Origin of the sequence: Lactobacillus sp. ESL0791 (genome assembly GCF_029433255.1) — a bacterium.
Classification (GTDB): Bacteria; Bacillota; Bacilli; order Lactobacillales; family Lactobacillaceae; genus Lactobacillus.
The window spans coordinates 716,594-736,360 of record NZ_JAQTHU010000001.1 but is presented as its reverse complement, the minus strand read 5'-3'; the positions used below and the strand labels follow the sequence as shown (position 1 = coordinate 736,360).

Below are 19,767 nucleotides of genomic sequence, written 5' to 3'. Positions count from 1 at the left end.
CCCTCCTAAAATAAAATAAAAACGAAGTCCCAGACTAACTGGCAACTTCGTTTTCACTTTAGTAATTTTACTTATTTTTGAAGACGAAGTAAAACTGTATTGTAACTGCCGTTTGGTGTTACCGCGTAATTCTTAATGCTTGACTTCGTCATGTGTGCATCACCTTGTTGATATAGCGGAACAATTCCCTGCTCTTCGTTCAGAACATCCTGGGCATCCTTCATGTCTTGCCAACGTTTTTTAGGACTATTGGCATCATCGGTTAAACTCTTGTTCACAAAATTGTCAAAAGTGCTGTTAGACCATTTGCCACGGTTATAGGCTGCTTTCGAAACCTGCAAAGTTAAAAAGTTGATTGGGTCTGGGAAATCTGCGTTCCAGCCGGTCATTACCATATCAAAATCACCATCATTTGAACGGCTCAAACGTGTCTTAAACGGCACATTACTCAAGGTGATTTTCATTCCCGGAAGCTTCTCTAACGCATTTTGTAAGAATTCGGCCTGTTTCTTGGCAATATCGGTATCGTCACCCAAAAGAACAAAGTTAAATTTCTTACCTGTGTTACCCGTTTCGGCTAAGCCCTCTTTCCAGAGTTTTTTAGCTTCTTTCGGATCATACCTAGCATATTTGCTTGCACTTGCATCCGTTTCTTGGGTAAAGTCTTTTGTCTTATCTGTCGGATCGAATGACATTCCCTTGGGAATAAATGTATCGGACGGACGACTACCATCGCCAAGAACCTTCTTAGTCAACTGCTGCCGGTCAATTGATAGTGAAATTGCCTGCCGAATCTTCTTATTTCTAAAGATTGTTTTGTGACGCTGGTTCATTTCAATATAAGAAGTCGAATTCTTTAACTGTGCATTGTAACCTTTGCTGCCGCGCATTTGCTTGGCATTGTCGCCGGTAAGCGTAATATCATCCAATTTATTAGATTGATACAAGTTTAAGGCCGTCGTCGGATCCTTAACAACCTGATATTGCAACTTCTTGACCTTAACCGCTTTGGCATTCCAATAACTGTCGTTTTTTACTTCATTCCATGTGTTGTCGGGGCCATCCCAGTTAACCAGCTTATATGGTCCGTCAAAAACCAATGTCTTAGAATTAGTACCGTACTTCTTGCCCCATTTTTTAACCGTTCGTGGATTTTGCGGGAAGTAGAAGTAAGCTGCCATTAATTCGTTGAAATAGGAAATCGGCTTCTCTAACGTTACTCTTAAGGTATGCGCATTAACTGCTTCAACACCCAGTGTACTTGCCGGTTTTTTCCCAGCAGTTATTGCTTTAGCATTCGCAATGCCCTCATAAATATAAGCATATTGCGACTTCGTACTAGGATCAACTGTTCGCCGCCACGCGAAAACAAAATCGTTGGCAGTTACAGGATCACCATTGCTCCATTTGGCGTTACGCAACGGAAAAGTATAAGTTAAACCATTATTCGTTGGTTTAACAACTTTCGTAGCAATACCCGGCTTAAGTTCTTTGCCCTCATACCGATAAAGGCCTTCCATCGTATCACTACCAGCCTGAGCACCAATTACGTCAGTATTCAATGATGAGTCCATTGTTGCAATAACGTCTTTAGTCATAATTTTAACGGTGTCATCAGCAGCAGGAGCTTTCGAACTAGACGACTTGCCACAGCCAGCTAAAATTCCGGCACTTGCTAAAATTGTCATGCCAAGTGTTAACCATTTCTTTGCTTTCATTATTTCTCCTCTCAATTAAAAAATTTAGTGTTTTTTATAATATACTACCTTTTAAATTAAAAGTAAACTAGATTAATAATAAAAAATAAGCAAAATAATTATATAAAGTTAAAGCAGCAGATATTTACTAAGCAAAATTTTTCCATAATTGCCAGCAAATATTGGCATCCACGTGCCACTAAAATTGCTACATAAATTAAAAGTAAACAAATCAATAATTAAATTTTTTGTATATTTAATTCGCCAGTCGAAGCGCAACCATATTGTAAGTACCATTTGGTGTTAACACGTAATTTTTAAGCCGCGGCTTGGTCATATGTGCGTCGCCAAACTGATAAAGCGGAACTACTCCCTGCTCTTCATTTAAAATTGTTTGCGCAGCTTTCATATCCTGCCAGCGCCCGGGCAAGTTGTTGGCATCTTCGGTTAGGCTCTTGTTGACCAATTTATCAAAGGCAGGGTTAGACCATTTGCCATCATTGTAGCTTACATTTGATGTTAACAATGTTAGAAAGTTAATTGGGTCCGGGAAATCCGCACTCCAAAATGACATATACAGGTCAAAATCCGTTTCTCGTGCACGGCTATACTGCGTCTTGCGCGGCACATTGCTTAAGGTAATGTTCATTCCCGGAAGTTTTTCTAGCTCATTTTGTAAAAACTCAGCTTCTTTTTTCATGATATCGGTGTCGCCGCCCAAAAGCACAAAGTTGAATTTCTTGCCGGTATTGCCTGTTTCAGCCAAACCCTCTTTCCACAGCTTCTTTGCCTCTTTTGGATCGTACCTGGCATATTTACTTGCGCTGGCATCCGTTTCAGCCACAAAATCTTTTGTCTTATCGGTAGGATCGTACGCCATTCCCTTGGGGATAAACGAGTCAGCCGGCCGACTGCCATCACCTAAAACCGTCTTGGTTAACTGCGCGCGGTTGATGGAAAGCGATATTGCTTGACGAATTTTTTTATTTCTAAAAATAGTCCTGCGCTTTTGGTTCATTTCGATGTAGAAAATTGCGTTGCGCAGCTGAGCATTGTAGCCCTTGCTTCCCTTCATCTGCTTGGCATTATCACCAGTAATCGTAACATCATCTAATTTGTTGGACTGGTAGAGATTTAGCGCCGTTGTTGGGTCCTTGACAACTTGGTACTGCAGTTTTTTAACTTTAACCGCCTTGGCATTCCAATAACTTTCATTTTTTACTTCAGTCCAAGTATTATCTGGACCATTCCAATTGACCAATTTATAAGGGCCATTAAAAATTAGGGTCTTAGAATTTGTGCCATATTTTTTGCCCCACTTTTCAACTACTTGCTGTTTTTGAGGAAAATAAAATTCTGACGCCATCAATTTATTAAAATATGAAATTGGTTTCTCTAACGTAACCTGCAAAGTATGGGCATTTATCGCCTTAACCCCTAACGAAGAAGCAGGTTTCTTACCCTCATTGATTTCGTCAGCATTTTTAATTCCGTCATAAATGTATGCATATTCCGACTTGGTTTTTGGGTCAACGGTGCGCCGCCAGGCAAACACAAAATCATCTGCGGTTACCGGATCCCCGTTGCTCCACTTGGCATTCCGCAAAGGAAAGGTATAAGTTAGACCATTATTGGTGGGTTTAACAACTTTTTTAGCGATACCAGGCTTAAGTGTTTTGCCTTCATAGCGGTATAAGCCTTCCATCGTATCAGTAGCGATTTGAAATCCCAACACATCGGTATTCACCGATGAATCCATTGTGGGAATATTGTCCGCAACCATAATTTTTGCTGTATCATCAGGTGCTTTTGAATTAGATGACTTACCACAGCCAGTCAGAATTCCGGCACTAATAATCAGTGTCGTACTAAGTATCAGCCACTGTTTTACTTTCATTTTTCCGCTCCTTAATTAAAAAATTTGTATTGCAAATAGTATATAGTTTTTAAAATTAAAAGTAAACGAAAATATTAATAAAACATAAGCAGATTATTAATTAAAAGCTGCTAATCGATTCAAAAGCTGCTTACCGGTATAGTATTATAAATACAAGTTAATGTGAGCAAATTGACATTATTCGTCAAAAAAATAAGCTTAACCGTGCTGACCAACAGCAAAAGCTTATTTCTGTTTATTCTAATTTTTTTGACTGATCCAATTCTTGATCAACCTTAGGCCGGTAAAACCTGCGGTTGCCCTGACTCATAATCGTTTCGGTAAAATTCCCCGGTTTTGTGTGCTGTAAAGCATTAGTGATCGCATAAATGGCGGCATCCAGATCGTCAATCCGGTGCAGCAATTCTGCTTCCAAAAGTGCCGGCAATTTGGGCGAACCGTATTCATATTTGCCATGGTGGGACAGGACCAAGTGACGCAAAAGCAGCAGATCTTCAGACTCCGGATCAATCTTCATTTCTCGCGCTGCCAGCATAATTTGTTCATCAATTAAAACTAAATGGCCAACCAGATTACCTTCAGTCGTATACTGCGTCGCTACCGGACCCGACAATTCCAGCACCTTGCCCATATCATGCAAAATGCAGCCGGCATACAATAATGAACGGTTTACTTGGGAATAATTATCAGCAAGACCCTTGGCATCCCGCAGCATCGAAATCGTGTGGTAGGCTAAGCCTGATCTAACCGCGTGATGGTTGCTCTTTCCTGCCGGATAATCGAAAAAGCGTTTGTCCCATTTTTTCAATAGGTAACGTACGATGCGGTTCCAAGTCGGATTTAAAATTTCAAACACATACTGGTTGATCTCTTCTTTCATGTCCTGCGTTTTTTCAGGAGCTGCCTTGATGAACTGGTTGAGATCATAACCTTCGCTCGGTCCCACAACCCGCAGGCTGTAAATTTTAATTTGCGGTTGACCATGATACTCTTCACGCTTGCCATTCAATTCCACGATCGTGCCCTCATTGAACATCGCGGCATCCTGGTTGCTTGCATCCCAATAATTGCCGCGCAGTTCACCCGAGCTGTCACCAAAAATCAGTGCCAGATAAAGTTTGTCATTCTTGGTATGACGCAACTGTGAATTCTTAATTAAAACAACTATCTCAAGCTCTTCTCCGTCATTATAATCTAGCAAACGTTTAAACATTTTGCTTCCCTTTCGTAAAAGTCAGCGGCGTAACTGCTAGGCGCTCAACCAGTGCGGTTTGAGCGGTGAAAATCAATATCTGATTATTCGCCGCAACCTTGTCCAATAATTGCTTGATTAAATCTGTCCTTTGATCATCAAAGTTAACAAACGAATCATCAATTAAAATTGGTAGATTAATCTGATCTTTAATTTGCCCAATAAAAGCCAGTTTAAGCGCAAAATAAAGCTGTTCGGCAGTTCCCCGCGATAAGTATTCAACTTTTCGTTTCTTGCCATCACTGCGCGTAACAGTGATTTTTTTATCAAGTTGAATATCATTATACCGCCCGGCCGTCAAAAGCCCAAAATATTCTTTTGCCGCCGCTAACATTTTAGGAAAACGTTCATTGGATGCCAGATCAAGTGCCCGGCCAATCCATTTTGCGGCGAGCAGATTGGCCAAATATTCGGCACTGGCATTTCCAAATTTGGTTTCCGTGTTCGCCAATTCTTGTTTCGCCGCGAAAACAGCGGTGGAATTTGCTAACTGCCTCATTTTAACCTGAATTTCCGCAATCGTCTTCTGATACTGGCTTCTTGTTTCTTCAGCGGCAGCAAATTGCCTGCTTAATTCATGTTCATCTTTTTCTAGCAGTGCTGTTTCCTTCTGCATTTTCGCCAGTTGCGGCAAATCATCGTGCAGATTTTCTTCCAAGGCACTGATTTGCGTTTGCAACTTAGTTTGGCTGAGATATTCTTGGTGGCGCTGCTGATATTCCGTCATGTCCTTAACCTGATCTTGCGCTACAACTGCTCGCAGCTGCAAGTCTAATTCATGCAGATTTTTCTGTTCATCATTTAGACTAGATTGTAAATTTTGCTTTTGATCTTCTTGGTGCTGCTGCTTTTTAAGGTTATTTTCAAGAAACGTCAATGCGTCTAGCAGCGCTGCAAAATCATGTTTTATTTTCTTATGTAAAAAGTCGGCAATTTTATCTGCCAGCTGATCAACATGCTCATCAATCTGCTTTTTTTGCTGCAAATTACTGGCTGCTACCAGCTCTTTTGCCTGATATTGCCGCCAATCATTGATTAGATTAGTCAAATTCAAAGTTGTCGGATCTAAGCCATATTGCTCGGCAAAATGCGTCTGCGCCTGCTTTGCTTGATCGCGTTGCTTCTGAACATTCTCCCCCTGTTTTTGTGCTTCTTTTTCCTTTACTTTATCCCAGGCAATCATGCCGACGCCCAAAATGACGCCAAAGACACTAACTAGTGACATTTTCAAAGCGAAACCAGCAAGCAATCCCACGACCAGCAGAGCAATACCGATCATCGACAAATATGATTTGCTTTTGGACAACGGCTCAGCTTCTTCTTTTGGTGCTTTTGGCAGTGCCTGGTAATCATTCTCCAGCTGCACTATTTGCTCCTGTGACAAGGGAACAACGGCTCTCGCATCCGAATTCAAAGCTAAAATTTGTTCCTCTTCGGCCTGAATTTGTTCCTTTTTTTGCAGACAAGACTGGTATTCTGACTGCCACTGCAAAACCTGCGGACGCGTCTGCAGCAGCTCCGCACCGATTTTACTTACCTCGCCAGTTTGTCCCAACTGACTAAGTCTTTTTTCTAATGAAGCAATATTTTTTTGTAAATTCTTTTCCTGAACAGCAAGCTCTTGGGCTTTTTGGTAATTTCGCACATTAAACTTAATATCCCGCAAGTTTGCTTTTAGTTCCTGCAGCTTCAAATAGTTGGTCTGCTCCCTTTTTAACGCCTGCAGCCGCTCTTGCCGGCTCCGCAGCTGCTTTAACTGCGCGTCGGTCTGTTCTAACTGACCCTGCAGCTTCTGCAAATCTAAATTGAGAGCCTGATAATCGCCAAATTCACTTTTAGTGCTGCTAACTTCTTGTCTTTGCTCCGCTATTTCCAATAACAGCTGGTTAACTTCCGGTTTTTTACCAGTTTTCTTGAACAATGTATCGGCTTTTTTGGCAAACTGGTCGCGTAGGTTCAGCAAACGATTGCTGTTAGCCGCCCCCAGATAATAAATTCGCTCCAGCAGGTCAGCTTGGCTTAAGTTCGTGACCTGCCCCAGCATTTCCTGATTAAAAATAAAACTATCGGCATAAAAGTCGCCGTCAATATTTTGAATCTGGTCAAAAAATACACTTGCCGGCACAAGCTGGTCATTGCTTTTAACTGTCAGCTTGCCAAGCTTGGTTTTATCACCCTTGGCCCACAGCCGCTCCAACTCAAACTGGTTACCCTTTTCACCAACAAAAACGAGCGACCCGCCCATTGGGCTGACCTGTGCCAAAGGTTTATAATTTTCGAAAAACCGGGCAGCATGATTATTTAAGTGAAAACCAAATAAAATCTGTTTAATAAAGGCAACGACCGTACTCTTACCCGCTTCATTTTTACCAAAAAACACATTTAAACGGTCGCTGGGCAGCGTAAAAGTTAAATCAGACAGCTGACCAAAATGAATAATCTTAATCTTTATCAGTTTCATCGTTAACTCCCTTCAACCTGCTGCTTAATTTTACTTCGGTTAATTCCCTAACGGCTTTGATAAAATCTGGTGCAGCTGCAAGACCGGCTGCCAATTCATCCTTACCTGCCCAATCTTTAATCGTCTTAGCCAAATTTTCAGGAGCAAAGACTTCATCCTCTGCTTTTTGGAAGAAAGTCTGATCACTTGCACCTATCTCAAGTTGACTGTTAGTTTCAAAGCGTACATCCACTAAAAATGAGCCCGAATTAAGCTGCAGCGAAATAGTTCGCCAAAAATCACTGTCTTGAACCAGTTCCCGTTCATCTTCAGTGAGAAATTCGGCGCCGACAAGATGCAGGCTAAAATAAGTCAGGGCGTCATTCTTATTCATCTGGGCAATAATCTCTTCCTGCAACTCATTCTTGGAAATTGGCTCAGTAAGTCGCAAGCTGATTGACTGCCAAACAATCGGACCAGTTGCAACAAAGGTTAGCTTGGTTTGGTGAGTTTCCTCATTAATTTCACCCAAGTAGCAGCCTTTTGCACCCAATTCGTTGATGTGCCGGCCTTGAGTGTTGCCGGAATAAACAATCAGCGGCTCCTGTGCCAAAGTCTGCCGCAGGTGGATATGGCCTAAGGCAAAATAATCATATGCTAAGGCCTTTACTTCGCTCAATTTAAACGGGGCATAAACATTTTGGCTTGCCTTGCTTGTTTGTTCCTGTGCATGCATCAGGCCGAAATGGTAATCCGTGCTTTTTTTGGGAAAGTCGGGAATTTTATCTTCAGTAATATGGTTATTTAGGTAAGAAAAGCCGCTGACGGAATACGTAAAACCATCTTTGGTGGTGAAAGAAGCAGTTTCAACGTGTTCATCATTGCCCAGCAATTTGAAATACGGACTGGGTTTAACCAGTAAATCAGCTTCATGCATGTGGTCGTGATTACCAAAAATCATCACCACCTGGATTTGTGCCTCGGTCAGACGCTGAATTTCTTTTGCCAAAAACAGTTGACTGCTGGGTGTAGGCCGGCTGCTGTCAAAGGTATCACCAGCAATCAAGACCAGATCAACCTTTTCCTGCAGTGCCAGGTCCACAATTTTGGTAAACGATTGGTTGGGCGCCTGTTGGATTTGCTGCAGACTCTTAGATGGCAAAAAAGATAGCCCCAAAAATGGACTATCTAAATGTGCATCTGCTAAATGAATAAACTTCATGATTGTTAATTTCTAAGGCCGTCGTAAAGGTCATTAATCGGCTTAGTGATTGCCTTTTGAACATCGTCGATTGTCTTATACAGACCTTGCTCCGCCTGCAGTAACTGCACTATGCCGGCATCCTTTTGAACTTCCTCACTGAGTTTTTGGTATTCTTTTTGCTCCTCATCAGACAAAGTTTTTCCTGCCTGCTGCGCACTGACAATTTTCGACTGCAATTCGTCCATTTTTTTAAACAGTGCCAAGCTTGTCGGATTATCCTTAATCCCCTTAATTGCTTTTTCCAAAGCCTTATATTCATCAATTTGCTGTAAATCAGTTGCCAATTGGTTAGCTGAATCATAAATATTGATCATTAAAAAATCCTCCTAAATTAATTGCCAAGTAGGCCTTTGATGTTATTATACCATTCATTAATCTTCTGACTCGCCGAATCAATCCCTTTTTCAATTTTATCGCCTAAGCCATGGGTCCAGTCAGAACTAGAACCGTTTTGCCTAATGATCTGTCCTGGAGCCCGTTCACTGAACTGCGTTTGCGCGGTATACGGCAGTATACCCTCCATCTCCGCCTTGTACAGCCGGGTAATTCCGGTTTCCGAGATTCCGTGCATGTAATGGTCGCGGTTGGTCCGGTCAAACCCGACCCAGGTTGCTACCACAATATCCGGCGTATAACCGACAATCCACTGGTCCTTGGTGCCAAAACCATAGGAATTAGGAACTTCCGTTGAGCCCGTTTTGCCGGCAACCCGGAAACCGCTCGGCTGTGCCGACTGACCAGTACCGCTGGTAAAGACGCCCAGCAGCATGGTCGTCATCTCCTTGGCCGTGTTGGCCGACATGATTCGGTGCGTCCCCGGATTATTATTCTGCGCCAAAACTCTGCCGCTGGCATCGGTAATCTTAGTAATAAAGTAAGAATTATTCGGTAAATTACCGTTGTTAGCAAAAGCCGAGTATGCACGCGCCATCTGTATCGGCGACACACCGGTTGAAAGTCCACCCAAAGCCAGGGCCAGATTTTGGTCATTCTTTGGAACCTTGATGCCGAAATTTTGCGCAGACTGCACGCCTTTAGAAACACCGATACGATCAAGCAGCCAAACTGCCGGAACATTTTTACTTTGTGCCAAAGCTTGATACATCGGAATTTTATCCGAGTAACCATTATCTACGTTATGCGGTTCATAACCATTTTTGCCAAATTTTTGTAGATTATTGGAAAGCTGTGAATCATAGTGGTAACCAGCTTGGAGAGCCGGTGTATAGACGACTAGTGGTTTGATCGATGAGCCGGGCTGCCGTTTCATCTGTGTCGCCCGGTTATAACCGCGGAAGACATGTTTGCCGCGACCACCGACAACACCCCGCACCGCGCCAGTTGACGGATCCATTACCACGCTGGCACCCTGCGGCGCCACTCCGTCTGTTCCGTTAGGCGGGAAATACCAGCTTTGTTCAAACTTGAACTGCAGCTGCTGTTGATAATTTTGGTTGAGGGTCGTATAAATTTTCAGGCCCTTGTTCATCACATCTTCTTCTTTTAGGCCGTAACGGTTAATTGCCTCATCAACAACAGCATCAAAAAAGTAGGGATAACGGTACCCATCCTTATTCCTAAAGGTATTGTTCAGGACTAAGCCGGTTTTCTGTGCTGTCTGGGCTTGTGCTTGAGTAATTTTGCCATTTTGCACCATCAAGTTTAAAATCAAGTTTCTGCGTTTCAAAGCATTTGCCATATGGTCGATTGGGTTATAATTACTAGGATTACGCAACATTGCGGCCAGCGCGGCCCCTTCACCGAGGCTGATATCCTTGGCATTTTTACCAAAATATCGGCGGCTGGCATCCTGCACACCCCAGACACCATTACCAAAATAGGCATTATTGAGGTACATCGTCAGAATGTCCTTTTTCGAATAGACATGAGTAATTTCAACCGCAAAAAATAATTCTTCGATCTTTCGCGAAAAGGTTTGCTGCTGGGTCAAAAGTGAATTCTTTGCCAGCTGCTGGGTAATGGTTGAGCCTCCTCCGGAAATTTGCCCGTGATGCAGGACCAAACCCAGCGCTGCACGCGCCATTCCCTTGATGCTGAAACCGGGATTATGCCAAAAAGTGCGGTCTTCAGTTGAAATTACCGCATTTTTGACATTAGGCGAAATTTTATTGTATTCGACAAATGTGCCCTTCTGCGAATAAAGCGACCCGGCTTTCTGGCCCTTATAATCGTAAATTGCCGTGGTTGTTGACAGCGATGCCTTCAGATTAGAAATGTTTGAGGTTTTAACTTTGACTGTATAATATGTACAAACCAAGAGAATGACGCTCAGAAAAAGTAAAATAATCCAGCGTCCAATATAAAAACGGTTGTCAAAACGGTGCCACAGACCGCTTAAGCTACCTTTTTCTTGTTGGTTATTTTCCATTAAATCTGCTCCTTTTAGAAACACTTCAAATTGTACCATATTAACCAAAAATTATTTTTACTTACGAAAAGACTTAATAAATACTTATGAGCTATTATTTTACACTTATCTATCCTGAAAATCTAACACCCTGTTCTGTCAGCAATCTGCTGAGACATTTACTGATTCCGCGCAAGTGGCGGCATTTTTTGCGAACAGAAGAAAAGGTAACGGTTAACGGCAGTTATCGTCATTTTAATGAATTAATTTATCCCGGTGAAAAAGTTGCCCTTGAACTTGAGCATGTTGAAAGTTTGCAGCAGCAATATCCCGCAAGTGGGAAAATGCCGGAGATTATTTTTGAAGATGAAAATTTACTGGTGATTAACAAACCTGCTGGGCAAAAAACGCATCCTAATTTAAACGAGACCAATACAGCGCTCAACGATTGCACCACTTATCTTGGAAAAAGCCCTTTTATCGTCCATCGCCTGGATATGCTGACCAGCGGTCTATTGCTGGTTGCAAAAAATCCGGCAGTGGTGCCAATTTTAAATCGTGAATTAACCACGAAAATTTTTCACCGTGAATATTTGACCGTAGTTAACCATGCCGACAAACTGGACCAAAAAGGCACAATTGCCTTGCCCATCGGACGCGATCCGCTTGATCAGCGCAAAAGAATGATTACAGAAGATGGACTAAAAGCTATCACCAATTATACTGTTCTAGAAAAAAAGGCAGATAATACCGCCTTGCTTAAGGTTAGTCTTGAAACCGGACGCACCCACCAGATTCGTGTGCATTTGTCAGCACTTGGTTGTCCAATTGTTGGTGATCCGCTGTATAGCCCTGATTTTAAAACGAGCAAATTTCTACACCTAACGGCCTACAAAATGTCTTTTACTCAACCCTTTTCATTTACAACAATTAAGGTAAAATTGCCAGAAGAAAAAATTAGAATCTAAAAAGAGAGAAACACATGGTTTTCTCTTTAATCTGCTAAAAGTCTTGTCCGAATTTCTAAAACATCAGGAAATATTATATAAGGTGACTTTGTACTTTTAACAATGTTTAATACTTTGTTTGCTTTTATTTCTAATTCACGTGCTAGCCTTCCGTCAATCTGAACATCGATTCCGTGATCAAGATAGACATTATTAATATATTTTTCCGTGACAGGACACATATTTTGAATTAGAAAAGCTTTTTCTTCGCCTAATACGCGACCAAAAACAATTGTGTCACAGCGTTTATTATTTCTTGTCTTTTTATAATAAATCTTCCGGTATTTCTTTACTTCGTGTGAGATTGGAATCATCCAATATATTTCTGGGTATTCCTTATCACTGAAAGAATAAAAACATGGGTGCTGATGCAAATCACCGTGATTTTTCATCAAATAAGGATCATTAAATCTAACAAAATATTCTTGTCGTAAAAAATAAAATCGCTGTTGCTTCACTTCATCCCTCGTTTAGATAAAAAAAGCACCTTACGGTGCTAAAACATTTGAAACGCAGCTTTTATTAGCCGCTTCTGCGTTCGCGGCAATATTTGAAACGCAGCTTTTATTAGCCGCTTCTGCGTTCGCGGCAATATTTGTTTTATGTCTTTATTATACCCAGCAATATTTAGTAAAGCAATTAATAAAGAGATTAAATAAAAAGATTACGGTTAAAAAGCCTAGCCTCACCTCATAGGTAAAGTTAGACTTTTTAATTTATACAATTAATCCGAAATTATTCTTCGTTTAATGAGCTTCTGTCAAATGCAGCATTCTTAAGTTCTTCATCAATTGAAGGGGTACCTAACCAGCCAATCATTTCTTTCATGGCATCAGTAATTGCTTCAGTACCTGGCAATAACAACTTACGTGGGTCATAACCCTTGTTACCCTTGTCTTCATCTTTATGAGCTTCAAAGTACTTACGGGTAGCTGCTTGGAAAGCTAACTGGAATTCAGTGTTGATATTTACCTTAGAAATTCCAAGTGAAATAGCCTTCTTAACTTGATCTTCAGGAATACCGGAACCACCATGCAAAACAAGCGGAACTGGAACTGCATCAGCAATTTCCTTTAAACGATCAAAGTTAAGACCCTTCCAGCCTTCTGGGTAAACACCGTGAATGTTGCCGATACCACAAGCAAGCTTGTCAACACCAGCAGCAACAAATGTCTTCGCATCTTCTACAGAAGCCAATTCACCACCATCAGCACCTTGATTTTCACCAATTTTACCGATTTCAGCTTCAACAGAAATTCCGCGCTCGTGAGCTAACTTGATAATTTCCTTAGTCTTGGCTAAGTTCTCATCAGTTGGCAGTGCATGGCCGTCAAACATAACTGACGAATAACCAAGGGCAATACATTCTTTAGCAGATTCAAAATCACCGTGATCCAAGTTTAATACAACCGGAACAGAAATGTTCATTGCGTCCATCGTGTCGCACACAATATCCTTAACAATCTTGTAGCCGCCCATGTACTTAGCAGCACCAGTTGAAACTTGAATTAAAACCGGGGTTCTGGTTTCTTCAGCAGCCCGCAAAATTGCGCGGGTCCATTCCAAATTATTGGTGTTATAAGCACCGACTGCATAATGGTTTTTACGAGCATCTTTAAAGATTTGATTACCGTTATCTAAATAAGCCATTAAAATACCTCCTATAAAAACTTACACTGCTATTGTACCGTATAAATTAAGTAATGAACAATCTTTAATCTAAAGTAAGCGCTATTTATAGATGATTTATTTTACATTTCTTTTGGTGCGTTAACACCTAACAAGCGCAAGGACTCGGTTAGGACGATTGACGTTGCCTGAACAAGAGCCAAGCGATCACCAATTTGCTCATCCACTGTCAAAATCTTGACATTGGCATAATATTTATTAAACTTTTTCGCTAAATCTAAGGAATATTTGGCAATCACCGAGGGCTCAAATTTTTCACTTGCACGGGCAACAATTTCTGGAAAATCTGCCAAATCCTTGGCAACGGCAAAGGCCCAGTCATCGGTCAGACTAATCGCCTTTGTCTTGGCTTGCTGCTTAAGCTTGGCAGCTTTGCGCAAAACGCTTTGGGCGCGGGCGTTGGTATATTGGACATACGGGCCCGTATCGCCTTCAAAGCGCACAACTTCTTCCAAGTCGAAGTCAAAGTTGTCTGTGCGGTCATTTTTCAAATCATGAAAAATCACGGCACCCACCCCAACATCGTGAGCGACCTGTTTTTGGTCGGCCAAGTCCGGATTCTTCTGTTCAATCTGTTTTTGTGCCAAGGATACGGCATCCCTTAAAACCTGATCCAAGAAAACAACATTACCCTTACGTGTTGAAAGTTTTTTACCGCCTTGGGTAATTAAGCCAAACGGTACATGATAAATATCATCGGCCCAAGCATAACCCATTTTTTTCAAAACGGTTTTCAATTCAACAAAGTGTTGGGCCTGCTCATTGCCCACAACATAGAGCATCTTGACAAAATGATAAGTCTTCATCCGGTAAATTGCGGCCGCAAGGTCACGCGTCAAATAAATACTGGTACCGTCCGACTTAACAATCATCGCCGGATTTTCGCCTTCACCCATGTCAACGACTTGGGCACCGCGCGATTCGTGCAGAAGGCCCTTTTCCTTTAATTCGTCAATTACGGGCTGCATTTTATCGTTAAAAAAGGCCTCACCCTTGTATGAATCAAAACTAATGCCCAGCTCATCATAGATGCGCTTAAAATCAACCAGTGATACATCGCGGAACCATTGCCACAACTTAACGGCCTCCGGATCACCGTCTTCGAGTTTCTTGAACCAAGCACGACCCTCATCATCAAGCGTCGGATCCTTTTCCGCTTCCTCGTGAAATTTAACATAATAATGAAAGAGATTCATGATCGGGTCTTTCTTAACATCTTCCTCATTACCCCAATGCTTATATGCAGCAATCAGTTTACCGAACTGGGTGCCATAGTCACCGATATAATTGATTTTGATCGGCGTGTAGCCCACCTTAGCTAAAGTTTTAGCAATCGAATTACCGATTACCGTTGAGCGCAAATGGCCCATCGACATCGGCTTGGCAATATTCGGGCTGGACATGTCAATTGGCACATTGCCTTTGCCCAAGGTTTGGTCACCGTAATGTTGTCCGTAACGCAAGACCATTGTCAGGGTTTCCGCAATTAATTTTTGGTGGTTAATTGCAAAGTTGACATAGGGGCCAACCGCCTTAATTTCAGAAAAATCCTCACTGCTGAGCTGGTCAGCAATATTTTTAGCAATTTCGACCGGGTTTTTATGCAATGTTTTGGCAAGCACGAAACACGGAAAGGCATAATCACCTAATTTTGCATTCTTGGGACGCTCAATCAACGCCGTAATTTTTTCCTGAGGCAGGTCAACCTGCCCGCCAATTAATTCAACAACTTCTTTTTTAAAATCCATCAGCAATCTCCGTCAATAAAAAAACTCTTCCTACATCCGTAGAAAGAGACGAGTTATTACCCGCGGTACCACTCTATTTGATACAAAGTATCCGCTTCTTAAATTTATTACTTAGTCTGGCTAAACACGCCTTCACAAACTTTTTTTGCCTAGCTCACACCGGCCCAGACTCGCTGAAAAAATCACCTGCTACTACTTTTAACCTTTACAAGCATTGATTATAACAGGAAAAAGCCGGGCTGCCAATTTAATTGACATAGCTTTTCATTAATTTTGGCAGCAAAGCCGCTAATTTTGTCGGCCGCACAAGATAATTTTCTTTATATATCTCATCCCCAGCCAGTGAATGCAGGTAAACGGCTGCCAAAACCGTTTTTACCTGTGAGCCGAACTGAGCCACAAAGCCAGCAATGATTCCGGCTAAAGTATCACCCATACCGCCGGTGGCCATTCCCGGATTGCCAAGGGGATTAACAAAAATTTGCCCATCAGCAATATAAATATGCGTGTGGTTAGATTTCAAAACCAGTACCACGTTCTTATTTGGTACCAATTTAGCTAAAGCAGCAATATTGGCTTCATCCGTTTGAAACGGAATATGGATCCTACTCAGCCGCTGCCATTCCATTTGGTGCGGAGTTAAAATGATATTTCCGGCATTCACCGGCATTAATGACGAATCCTGGGCAATCAGGTCCAGGGCACTGGCATCCAAAATCAGTGTCTGCTTGGCCGTAACCATGTCTTTTACCGTTAATAAAATTTTCTTAGCAAAATCATTGGTTCCCAATCCCGGACCGCACACAACCACATTCATTTTTTTAATTAAGCTGCCTAAAGTCTTATCCTGCCAATCAATAAACATTACTTCCGGATCCCGGGAATGCAAAGCCGATAAATTTTGCTGGTGCGAGGCAACTGCCACCAGACCGCTGCCCGCATTAAGCGCGCCCTCAGCCGCCATAATTATCGCTCCACCGTAGTTTTCGCTGCCGCCGATTAGTAACACTCTACCGTAATTACCCTTGTGAGAGACGCTCTTACGCCGCTTAATCACTTCATGTAAAATTTCTTCTGTGATTTCTGCCATCATCTAGCCCCCAAACAGCCAGCGCCAAAACCTGACCAAGAAATTCACTTTACCGGTTGCCTGCAGAGCTTGCGCCTTGATTTGCATCCCAGACGGATTATCCAGCGAAGGTAATTTCCTGCTTCCTGATTTGAATTGATAATAATTGACAACCTGACCCTTAGTAATTGGCGCTTCGATTTCTTTTCTTTGCAGACTGGTGGTCACGGTTTTACCGTCAAGCGGATCCCAAACAGTCGTTTTCGTTTTAAAGCCGAGCCGAATCTGTTCTTCCTGACCGTCCTTGGCCTTCATCATCGTCTGCCCGGATAATTTTTCACCCGCGGTAAAATTAAGGGGATGGTAGTTGGCGAAAACATGCTTCAGCAAAGCCCTTGTTTGAATAAAGCGGGCCGGATCAGTTCCATCACGGTGCCGCGCCCCCATAACGACACTGATAACCCGTCCGCCTTTATACTTGGCCGTCCCAATAAAACAAGCACCTGCAGCGTCGGTCGTACCGGTTTTTAAGCCATCAATTTTAATTGCAGGATCATTCTGAGGCAAGCCCGGCAGCATTGAGTTAAAGTTTGTCATGCGCGTCACTTTGCCGACATCTACAAAATTAAGGTGAGCCAATTTAGTCGTTTGCAGAACTTGCGGGAACTCTAACAAAAGGTGCTGACCAACTATTGCCATATCCTTAGCCGACATTTTATTTTCGACATTTTTTGCTACGCCCGGATAAGCTGCCTTGCCCACATTTTTATTCGGCAGACCGCAAACGGTATAAATCTGTGCGTCATTAATGTGCCATTGCTTCAGCTGATGGCGCATTTGCCGAACAAATGCACTCTGACTGCCAGAAACTGCCTGGGCCAAGCACATTGCTGCCCCATTCGCCGATTCAATCAGCGTTGCTTGATAGAGCTGCTTAACTGAATACTTGTGTCCCCGCTTAAGCGGAACATTCGAAAAGTCGGGATTGTTGGCAACGCGCACAATCTCTGCATCGGGCTTAACGCGAGTTGCCCAGTTAATTTTCTTTTGCCTGATTGCCAGCAAAGTCAGATAAACGGTAACTAATTTGGTCATGGAAGCAATTGGCAACGGCTGGTTTATATTTTTGCCGTACAGCACTTGTCCCGTGCCGCTATCAATCACCAAGGCGGACTTAACCGGCAGCTCAAGTTGACCTGCCTGATAATTATCTGCGCTACTGGCAAGGACGCTTTGCCCCGCCGTGCAAACCAGCAAAATCATTGCTGTGAAGCCGATAATTGCCTTTTTTACTTTGATAACCACTGTTCAAATTGCTCCTTTTCAAATAAAAATCAAGATTAATTAAATTTTATGATTACATTTTAGCAAATTTTTGGTATCATTATCTATGTACTAATGAAATATCTGCCCCGATGGCGGAATTGGCAGACGCGCAGCGTTCAGGTCGCTGTTCAGGCAACTGAGTGAAAGTTCGAATCTTTTTCGGGGCATCAAGTTAAGGCTAGTCAATTGACTAGCTTTTTTTCTTGCAAAAAAACGTATTGCCGCCAGCAGCAATACGTTTTTACGCGTGAAGATGAAATTTGTGCAAAACCTGAACAATCCGGTCACCCAGGACTTTCTGCGCTAGCCCTGTCTTAAGCGTCACAAAAGCATAAAAGATGATGCCAACTAAAACGGAAGCAAACACGATAATAAATGCTTGTCCGCGTCTTGTTGGTGTGAGAACAAAACCCAGCAATTTTTCAGTTAAAAGAACCAGCAGAAACATCCCAATTGAGAATGCCATCACTCCAATAAAGCGGCGATTGGTACGGCTACTGTTGAACGAAAAATTAATTTTCAAATGTTTGAGTGCCAAAAAGATAATGGTCAGCATACCCAGATTGGTTGATGCAAGAGGGCCATATATTTTAAACAAGAAAATCATCGGGTACTGCATAATGGCTTTGATAATTAAGCCTAGAACCAAATATTTAATCGCTAAACTATTTTCTGACAGGCCCTGCAGGATTGCCATTAAGACGGTAAACAAGCCCAGTGTAATGGCCGTAAACGCAGACACATACAGGACACTGGAACCCAAGATGTCATAACCATAAAAAATAGTATAAATCGGTGTCGCAATTGCAGCCATGCCGAAAGCTGCCGGGATCATCACAAACAAAAATAGGTCAAGCGTATTTCCAATTTGCAACGAAATATTTTGGTAATCCCGCCGGGCATGGGCAGCAGATAACAACGGAATTGCTGTAACCGCCATCGCAGTTGCCAAAGACACAATAATCATAATTAACTTGTTGGCATTCAGGGAAAACAGAGCATACCATGTTTCAATTGTGTCGTAATTAGCATTAACCAGACTGGCAATTATTGGGTGAAAGGTGTACTGATCAACCAGGTAGAAAAGTTGAATCCCCGCATCAATGATGATAAACGGGATTGCCTGGGCAATAATTTCTCGCACAAGGCTGGAAGTTGAAACCTTAATTTGATTATTGGAATTTTCAACCAGGACATTCAATTTTTGCCTGCGTGATAGTAAAAACCAGACCAAAACGGCAATGCCAAAAACTGCTCCAATTGCCGCCGCCAAATTAAATTGAATAACTGCCCGAACAAACGAACCATGCTGAATCTTCATAATGACGTAGGCCGTCAGAAGTATCCAGATAACCCGCGCAAACTGCTCAATAAACTGTGACATTGCGGAGGGCATCATATCTGCATAGCCCTGAAAATACCCCCGCATAATACTCAAAATTGGAATAATTAAAATCGCGTACGATAGACTGCGCATTACTTCAATCTGGCGCGGATCACTTTGGCTGCCATTAGAAGCCAGAATCGGCGAGGCCCAATACATTACTGCTGCAGAAATGATTCCCAAAAACATCATCAAGATTAGTCCGCGTCTAAATAATTTGCGGCCAATTCCATACTCATTGAGTGCATTATACTTTGCCACCTGCTTGGCAACGGCACCCGGAATTCCTGCAGTCGAAATCAAAATAAAAATACTGTAAATATTATAGCTTCTTGCGGTCATTGCATTAGCAATGTTGCCGTAAGGCCACATCCAAGCAAACCAAGGAATAATATATACCGCACCGAGAATCCGTGAAGTAATTGAACCAACGGTCATCCAGGCCGAGCCCTTGATAAAAGTGCTTTGTGTATTTCTTCCTTTTATTTTATTTTCTTTCATCTAATTTTCCTAAATCTAGTATACTAACTATCTTATTTTGCAAGCAATGCTGTCAATTCTCAACAAAATAATTATCCATTTTAAGAAAAATTAACTATTATCTGGCCAGTTTTTCAATAAATTAT

14 protein-coding genes and 1 tRNA gene are annotated in these 19,767 nt (G+C 42.1%); 2 read left to right on the top strand and 13 right to left on the bottom strand.

Annotation, left to right across the window (positions count from 1 at the left end):
* Window positions 1-71 precede the first annotated feature (71 nt).
* From PT285_RS03670 to PT285_RS03640, 7 genes are all read right to left on the bottom strand, one after another.
* On the bottom strand, window positions 72-1,718 hold the full coding sequence (locus PT285_RS03670; protein WP_277147886.1) for a peptide ABC transporter substrate-binding protein: 1,647 nt from the start codon (window positions 1,716-1,718) through the stop codon (window positions 72-74).
* A 235-nt stretch (window positions 1,719-1,953) separates the two neighbouring features.
* Window positions 1,954-3,594 carry a peptide ABC transporter substrate-binding protein gene (locus PT285_RS03665; protein ID WP_277147884.1) on the bottom strand — a complete coding sequence of 547 codons (1,641 nt, stop codon included), beginning with the start codon at window positions 3,592-3,594 and terminating at the stop codon, window positions 1,954-1,956.
* A gap of 235 nt (window positions 3,595-3,829) precedes the next feature.
* On the bottom strand, window positions 3,830-4,807 hold the full coding sequence (locus PT285_RS03660) for a 3'-5' exoribonuclease YhaM family protein (RefSeq protein ID WP_277147882.1): 978 nt from the start codon (window positions 4,805-4,807) through the stop codon (window positions 3,830-3,832).
* Window positions 4,800-7,307 carry an AAA family ATPase gene (locus tag PT285_RS03655; protein ID WP_277147880.1) on the bottom strand — a complete coding sequence of 836 codons (2,508 nt, stop codon included), beginning with the start codon at window positions 7,305-7,307 and terminating at the stop codon, window positions 4,800-4,802. The genes PT285_RS03660 and PT285_RS03655 overlap by 8 nt, the downstream gene beginning before the upstream one ends.
* On the bottom strand, window positions 7,288-8,508 hold the full coding sequence (locus tag PT285_RS03650) for a DNA repair exonuclease (RefSeq protein ID WP_277147878.1): 1,221 nt from the start codon (window positions 8,506-8,508) through the stop codon (window positions 7,288-7,290). Before PT285_RS03650 ends, PT285_RS03655 begins: the two co-directional genes overlap by 20 nt.
* Before the next feature lie 5 nt (window positions 8,509-8,513).
* On the bottom strand, window positions 8,514-8,864 hold the full coding sequence (locus tag PT285_RS03645; RefSeq protein WP_277147876.1) for a YlbF family regulator: 351 nt from the start codon (window positions 8,862-8,864) through the stop codon (window positions 8,514-8,516).
* A 17-nt stretch (window positions 8,865-8,881) separates the two neighbouring features.
* Complete coding sequence (locus PT285_RS03640) at window positions 8,882-10,939, bottom strand: PBP1A family penicillin-binding protein (RefSeq protein ID WP_277147874.1); 2,058 nt, start codon at window positions 10,937-10,939, stop codon at window positions 8,882-8,884.
* Window positions 10,940-11,025: 86 nt separating this feature from the next.
* On the opposite strand from PT285_RS03640, the gene PT285_RS03635 reads away from it, so the two are divergent.
* Entirely contained in the window at window positions 11,026-11,886 is an 861-nt protein-coding gene (locus PT285_RS03635; RefSeq protein ID WP_277147872.1) for an RluA family pseudouridine synthase, read from the top strand.
* 26 nt (window positions 11,887-11,912) lie between these two features.
* Here PT285_RS03635 and cptIN read toward each other — a convergent pair whose 3' ends face one another.
* From cptIN to PT285_RS03610, 5 genes are all read right to left on the bottom strand, one after another.
* A complete protein-coding gene (gene cptIN / locus PT285_RS03630; protein ID WP_277147870.1) occupies window positions 11,913-12,383 on the bottom strand; it encodes a type III toxin-antitoxin system CptIN family toxin in 471 nt (156 codons plus the stop codon).
* A 277-nt stretch (window positions 12,384-12,660) separates the two neighbouring features.
* Entirely contained in the window at window positions 12,661-13,575 is a 915-nt protein-coding gene (gene fba, locus PT285_RS03625) for a class II fructose-1,6-bisphosphate aldolase (protein WP_277147868.1), read from the bottom strand.
* Window positions 13,576-13,676: 101 nt separating this feature from the next.
* Window positions 13,677-15,362: an arginine--tRNA ligase gene (gene argS / locus PT285_RS03620; RefSeq protein WP_277147866.1), complete on the bottom strand. Its 1,686-nt coding sequence runs from the start codon at window positions 15,360-15,362 to the stop codon at window positions 13,677-13,679.
* 247 nt (window positions 15,363-15,609) lie between these two features.
* Complete coding sequence (locus PT285_RS03615) at window positions 15,610-16,452, bottom strand: NAD(P)H-hydrate dehydratase (protein ID WP_277150600.1); 843 nt, start codon at window positions 16,450-16,452, stop codon at window positions 15,610-15,612.
* Window positions 16,453-16,455: 3 nt separating this feature from the next.
* Window positions 16,456-17,694 carry a D-alanyl-D-alanine carboxypeptidase family protein gene (locus tag PT285_RS03610; RefSeq protein ID WP_277150598.1) on the bottom strand — a complete coding sequence of 413 codons (1,239 nt, stop codon included), beginning with the start codon at window positions 17,692-17,694 and terminating at the stop codon, window positions 16,456-16,458.
* Window positions 17,695-17,840: 146 nt separating this feature from the next.
* Between PT285_RS03610 and PT285_RS03605 the strand changes: the two genes are divergently transcribed.
* Window positions 17,841-17,924, top strand: a tRNA-Leu gene (locus tag PT285_RS03605).
* A gap of 74 nt (window positions 17,925-17,998) precedes the next feature.
* Here PT285_RS03605 and PT285_RS03600 read toward each other — a convergent pair.
* Complete coding sequence (locus PT285_RS03600; protein WP_277147864.1) at window positions 17,999-19,642, bottom strand: polysaccharide biosynthesis protein; 1,644 nt, start codon at window positions 19,640-19,642, stop codon at window positions 17,999-18,001.
* Window positions 19,643-19,767: the final 125 nt, after the last annotated feature.

Bases quoted from the DNA above. Each gene is read 5' to 3' on its own strand.
- PT285_RS03670 (WP_277147886.1), bottom strand. From the start codon at position 1,718: ATGAAAGCAAAGAAATGGTTAACACTTGGCATGACAATTTTAGCAAGT.
- PT285_RS03665 (WP_277147884.1), bottom strand. From the start codon at position 3,594: ATGAAAGTAAAACAGTGGCTGATACTTAGTACGACACTGATTATTAGT.
- PT285_RS03660 (WP_277147882.1), bottom strand. From the start codon at position 4,807: ATGTTTAAACGTTTGCTAGATTATAATGACGGAGAAGAGCTTGAGATA.
- PT285_RS03655 (WP_277147880.1), bottom strand. From the start codon at position 7,307: ATGAAACTGATAAAGATTAAGATTATTCATTTTGGTCAGCTGTCTGAT.
- PT285_RS03650 (WP_277147878.1), bottom strand. From the start codon at position 8,508: ATGAAGTTTATTCATTTAGCAGATGCACATTTAGATAGTCCATTTTTG.
- PT285_RS03645 (WP_277147876.1), bottom strand. From the start codon at position 8,864: ATGATCAATATTTATGATTCAGCTAACCAATTGGCAACTGATTTACAG.
- PT285_RS03640 (WP_277147874.1), bottom strand. From the start codon at position 10,939: ATGGAAAATAACCAACAAGAAAAAGGTAGCTTAAGCGGTCTGTGGCAC.
- PT285_RS03635 (WP_277147872.1), top strand. From the start codon at position 11,026: ATGAGCTATTATTTTACACTTATCTATCCTGAAAATCTAACACCCTGT.
- fba (WP_277147868.1), bottom strand. From the start codon at position 13,575: ATGGCTTATTTAGATAACGGTAATCAAATCTTTAAAGATGCTCGTAAA.
- argS (WP_277147866.1), bottom strand. From the start codon at position 15,362: ATGGATTTTAAAAAAGAAGTTGTTGAATTAATTGGCGGGCAGGTTGAC.
- PT285_RS03615 (WP_277150600.1), bottom strand. From the start codon at position 16,452: ATGGCAGAAATCACAGAAGAAATTTTACATGAAGTGATTAAGCGGCGT.
- PT285_RS03610 (WP_277150598.1), bottom strand. From the start codon at position 17,694: ATGATTTTGCTGGTTTGCACGGCGGGGCAAAGCGTCCTTGCCAGTAGC.
- PT285_RS03600 (WP_277147864.1), bottom strand. From the start codon at position 19,642: ATGAAAGAAAATAAAATAAAAGGAAGAAATACACAAAGCACTTTTATC.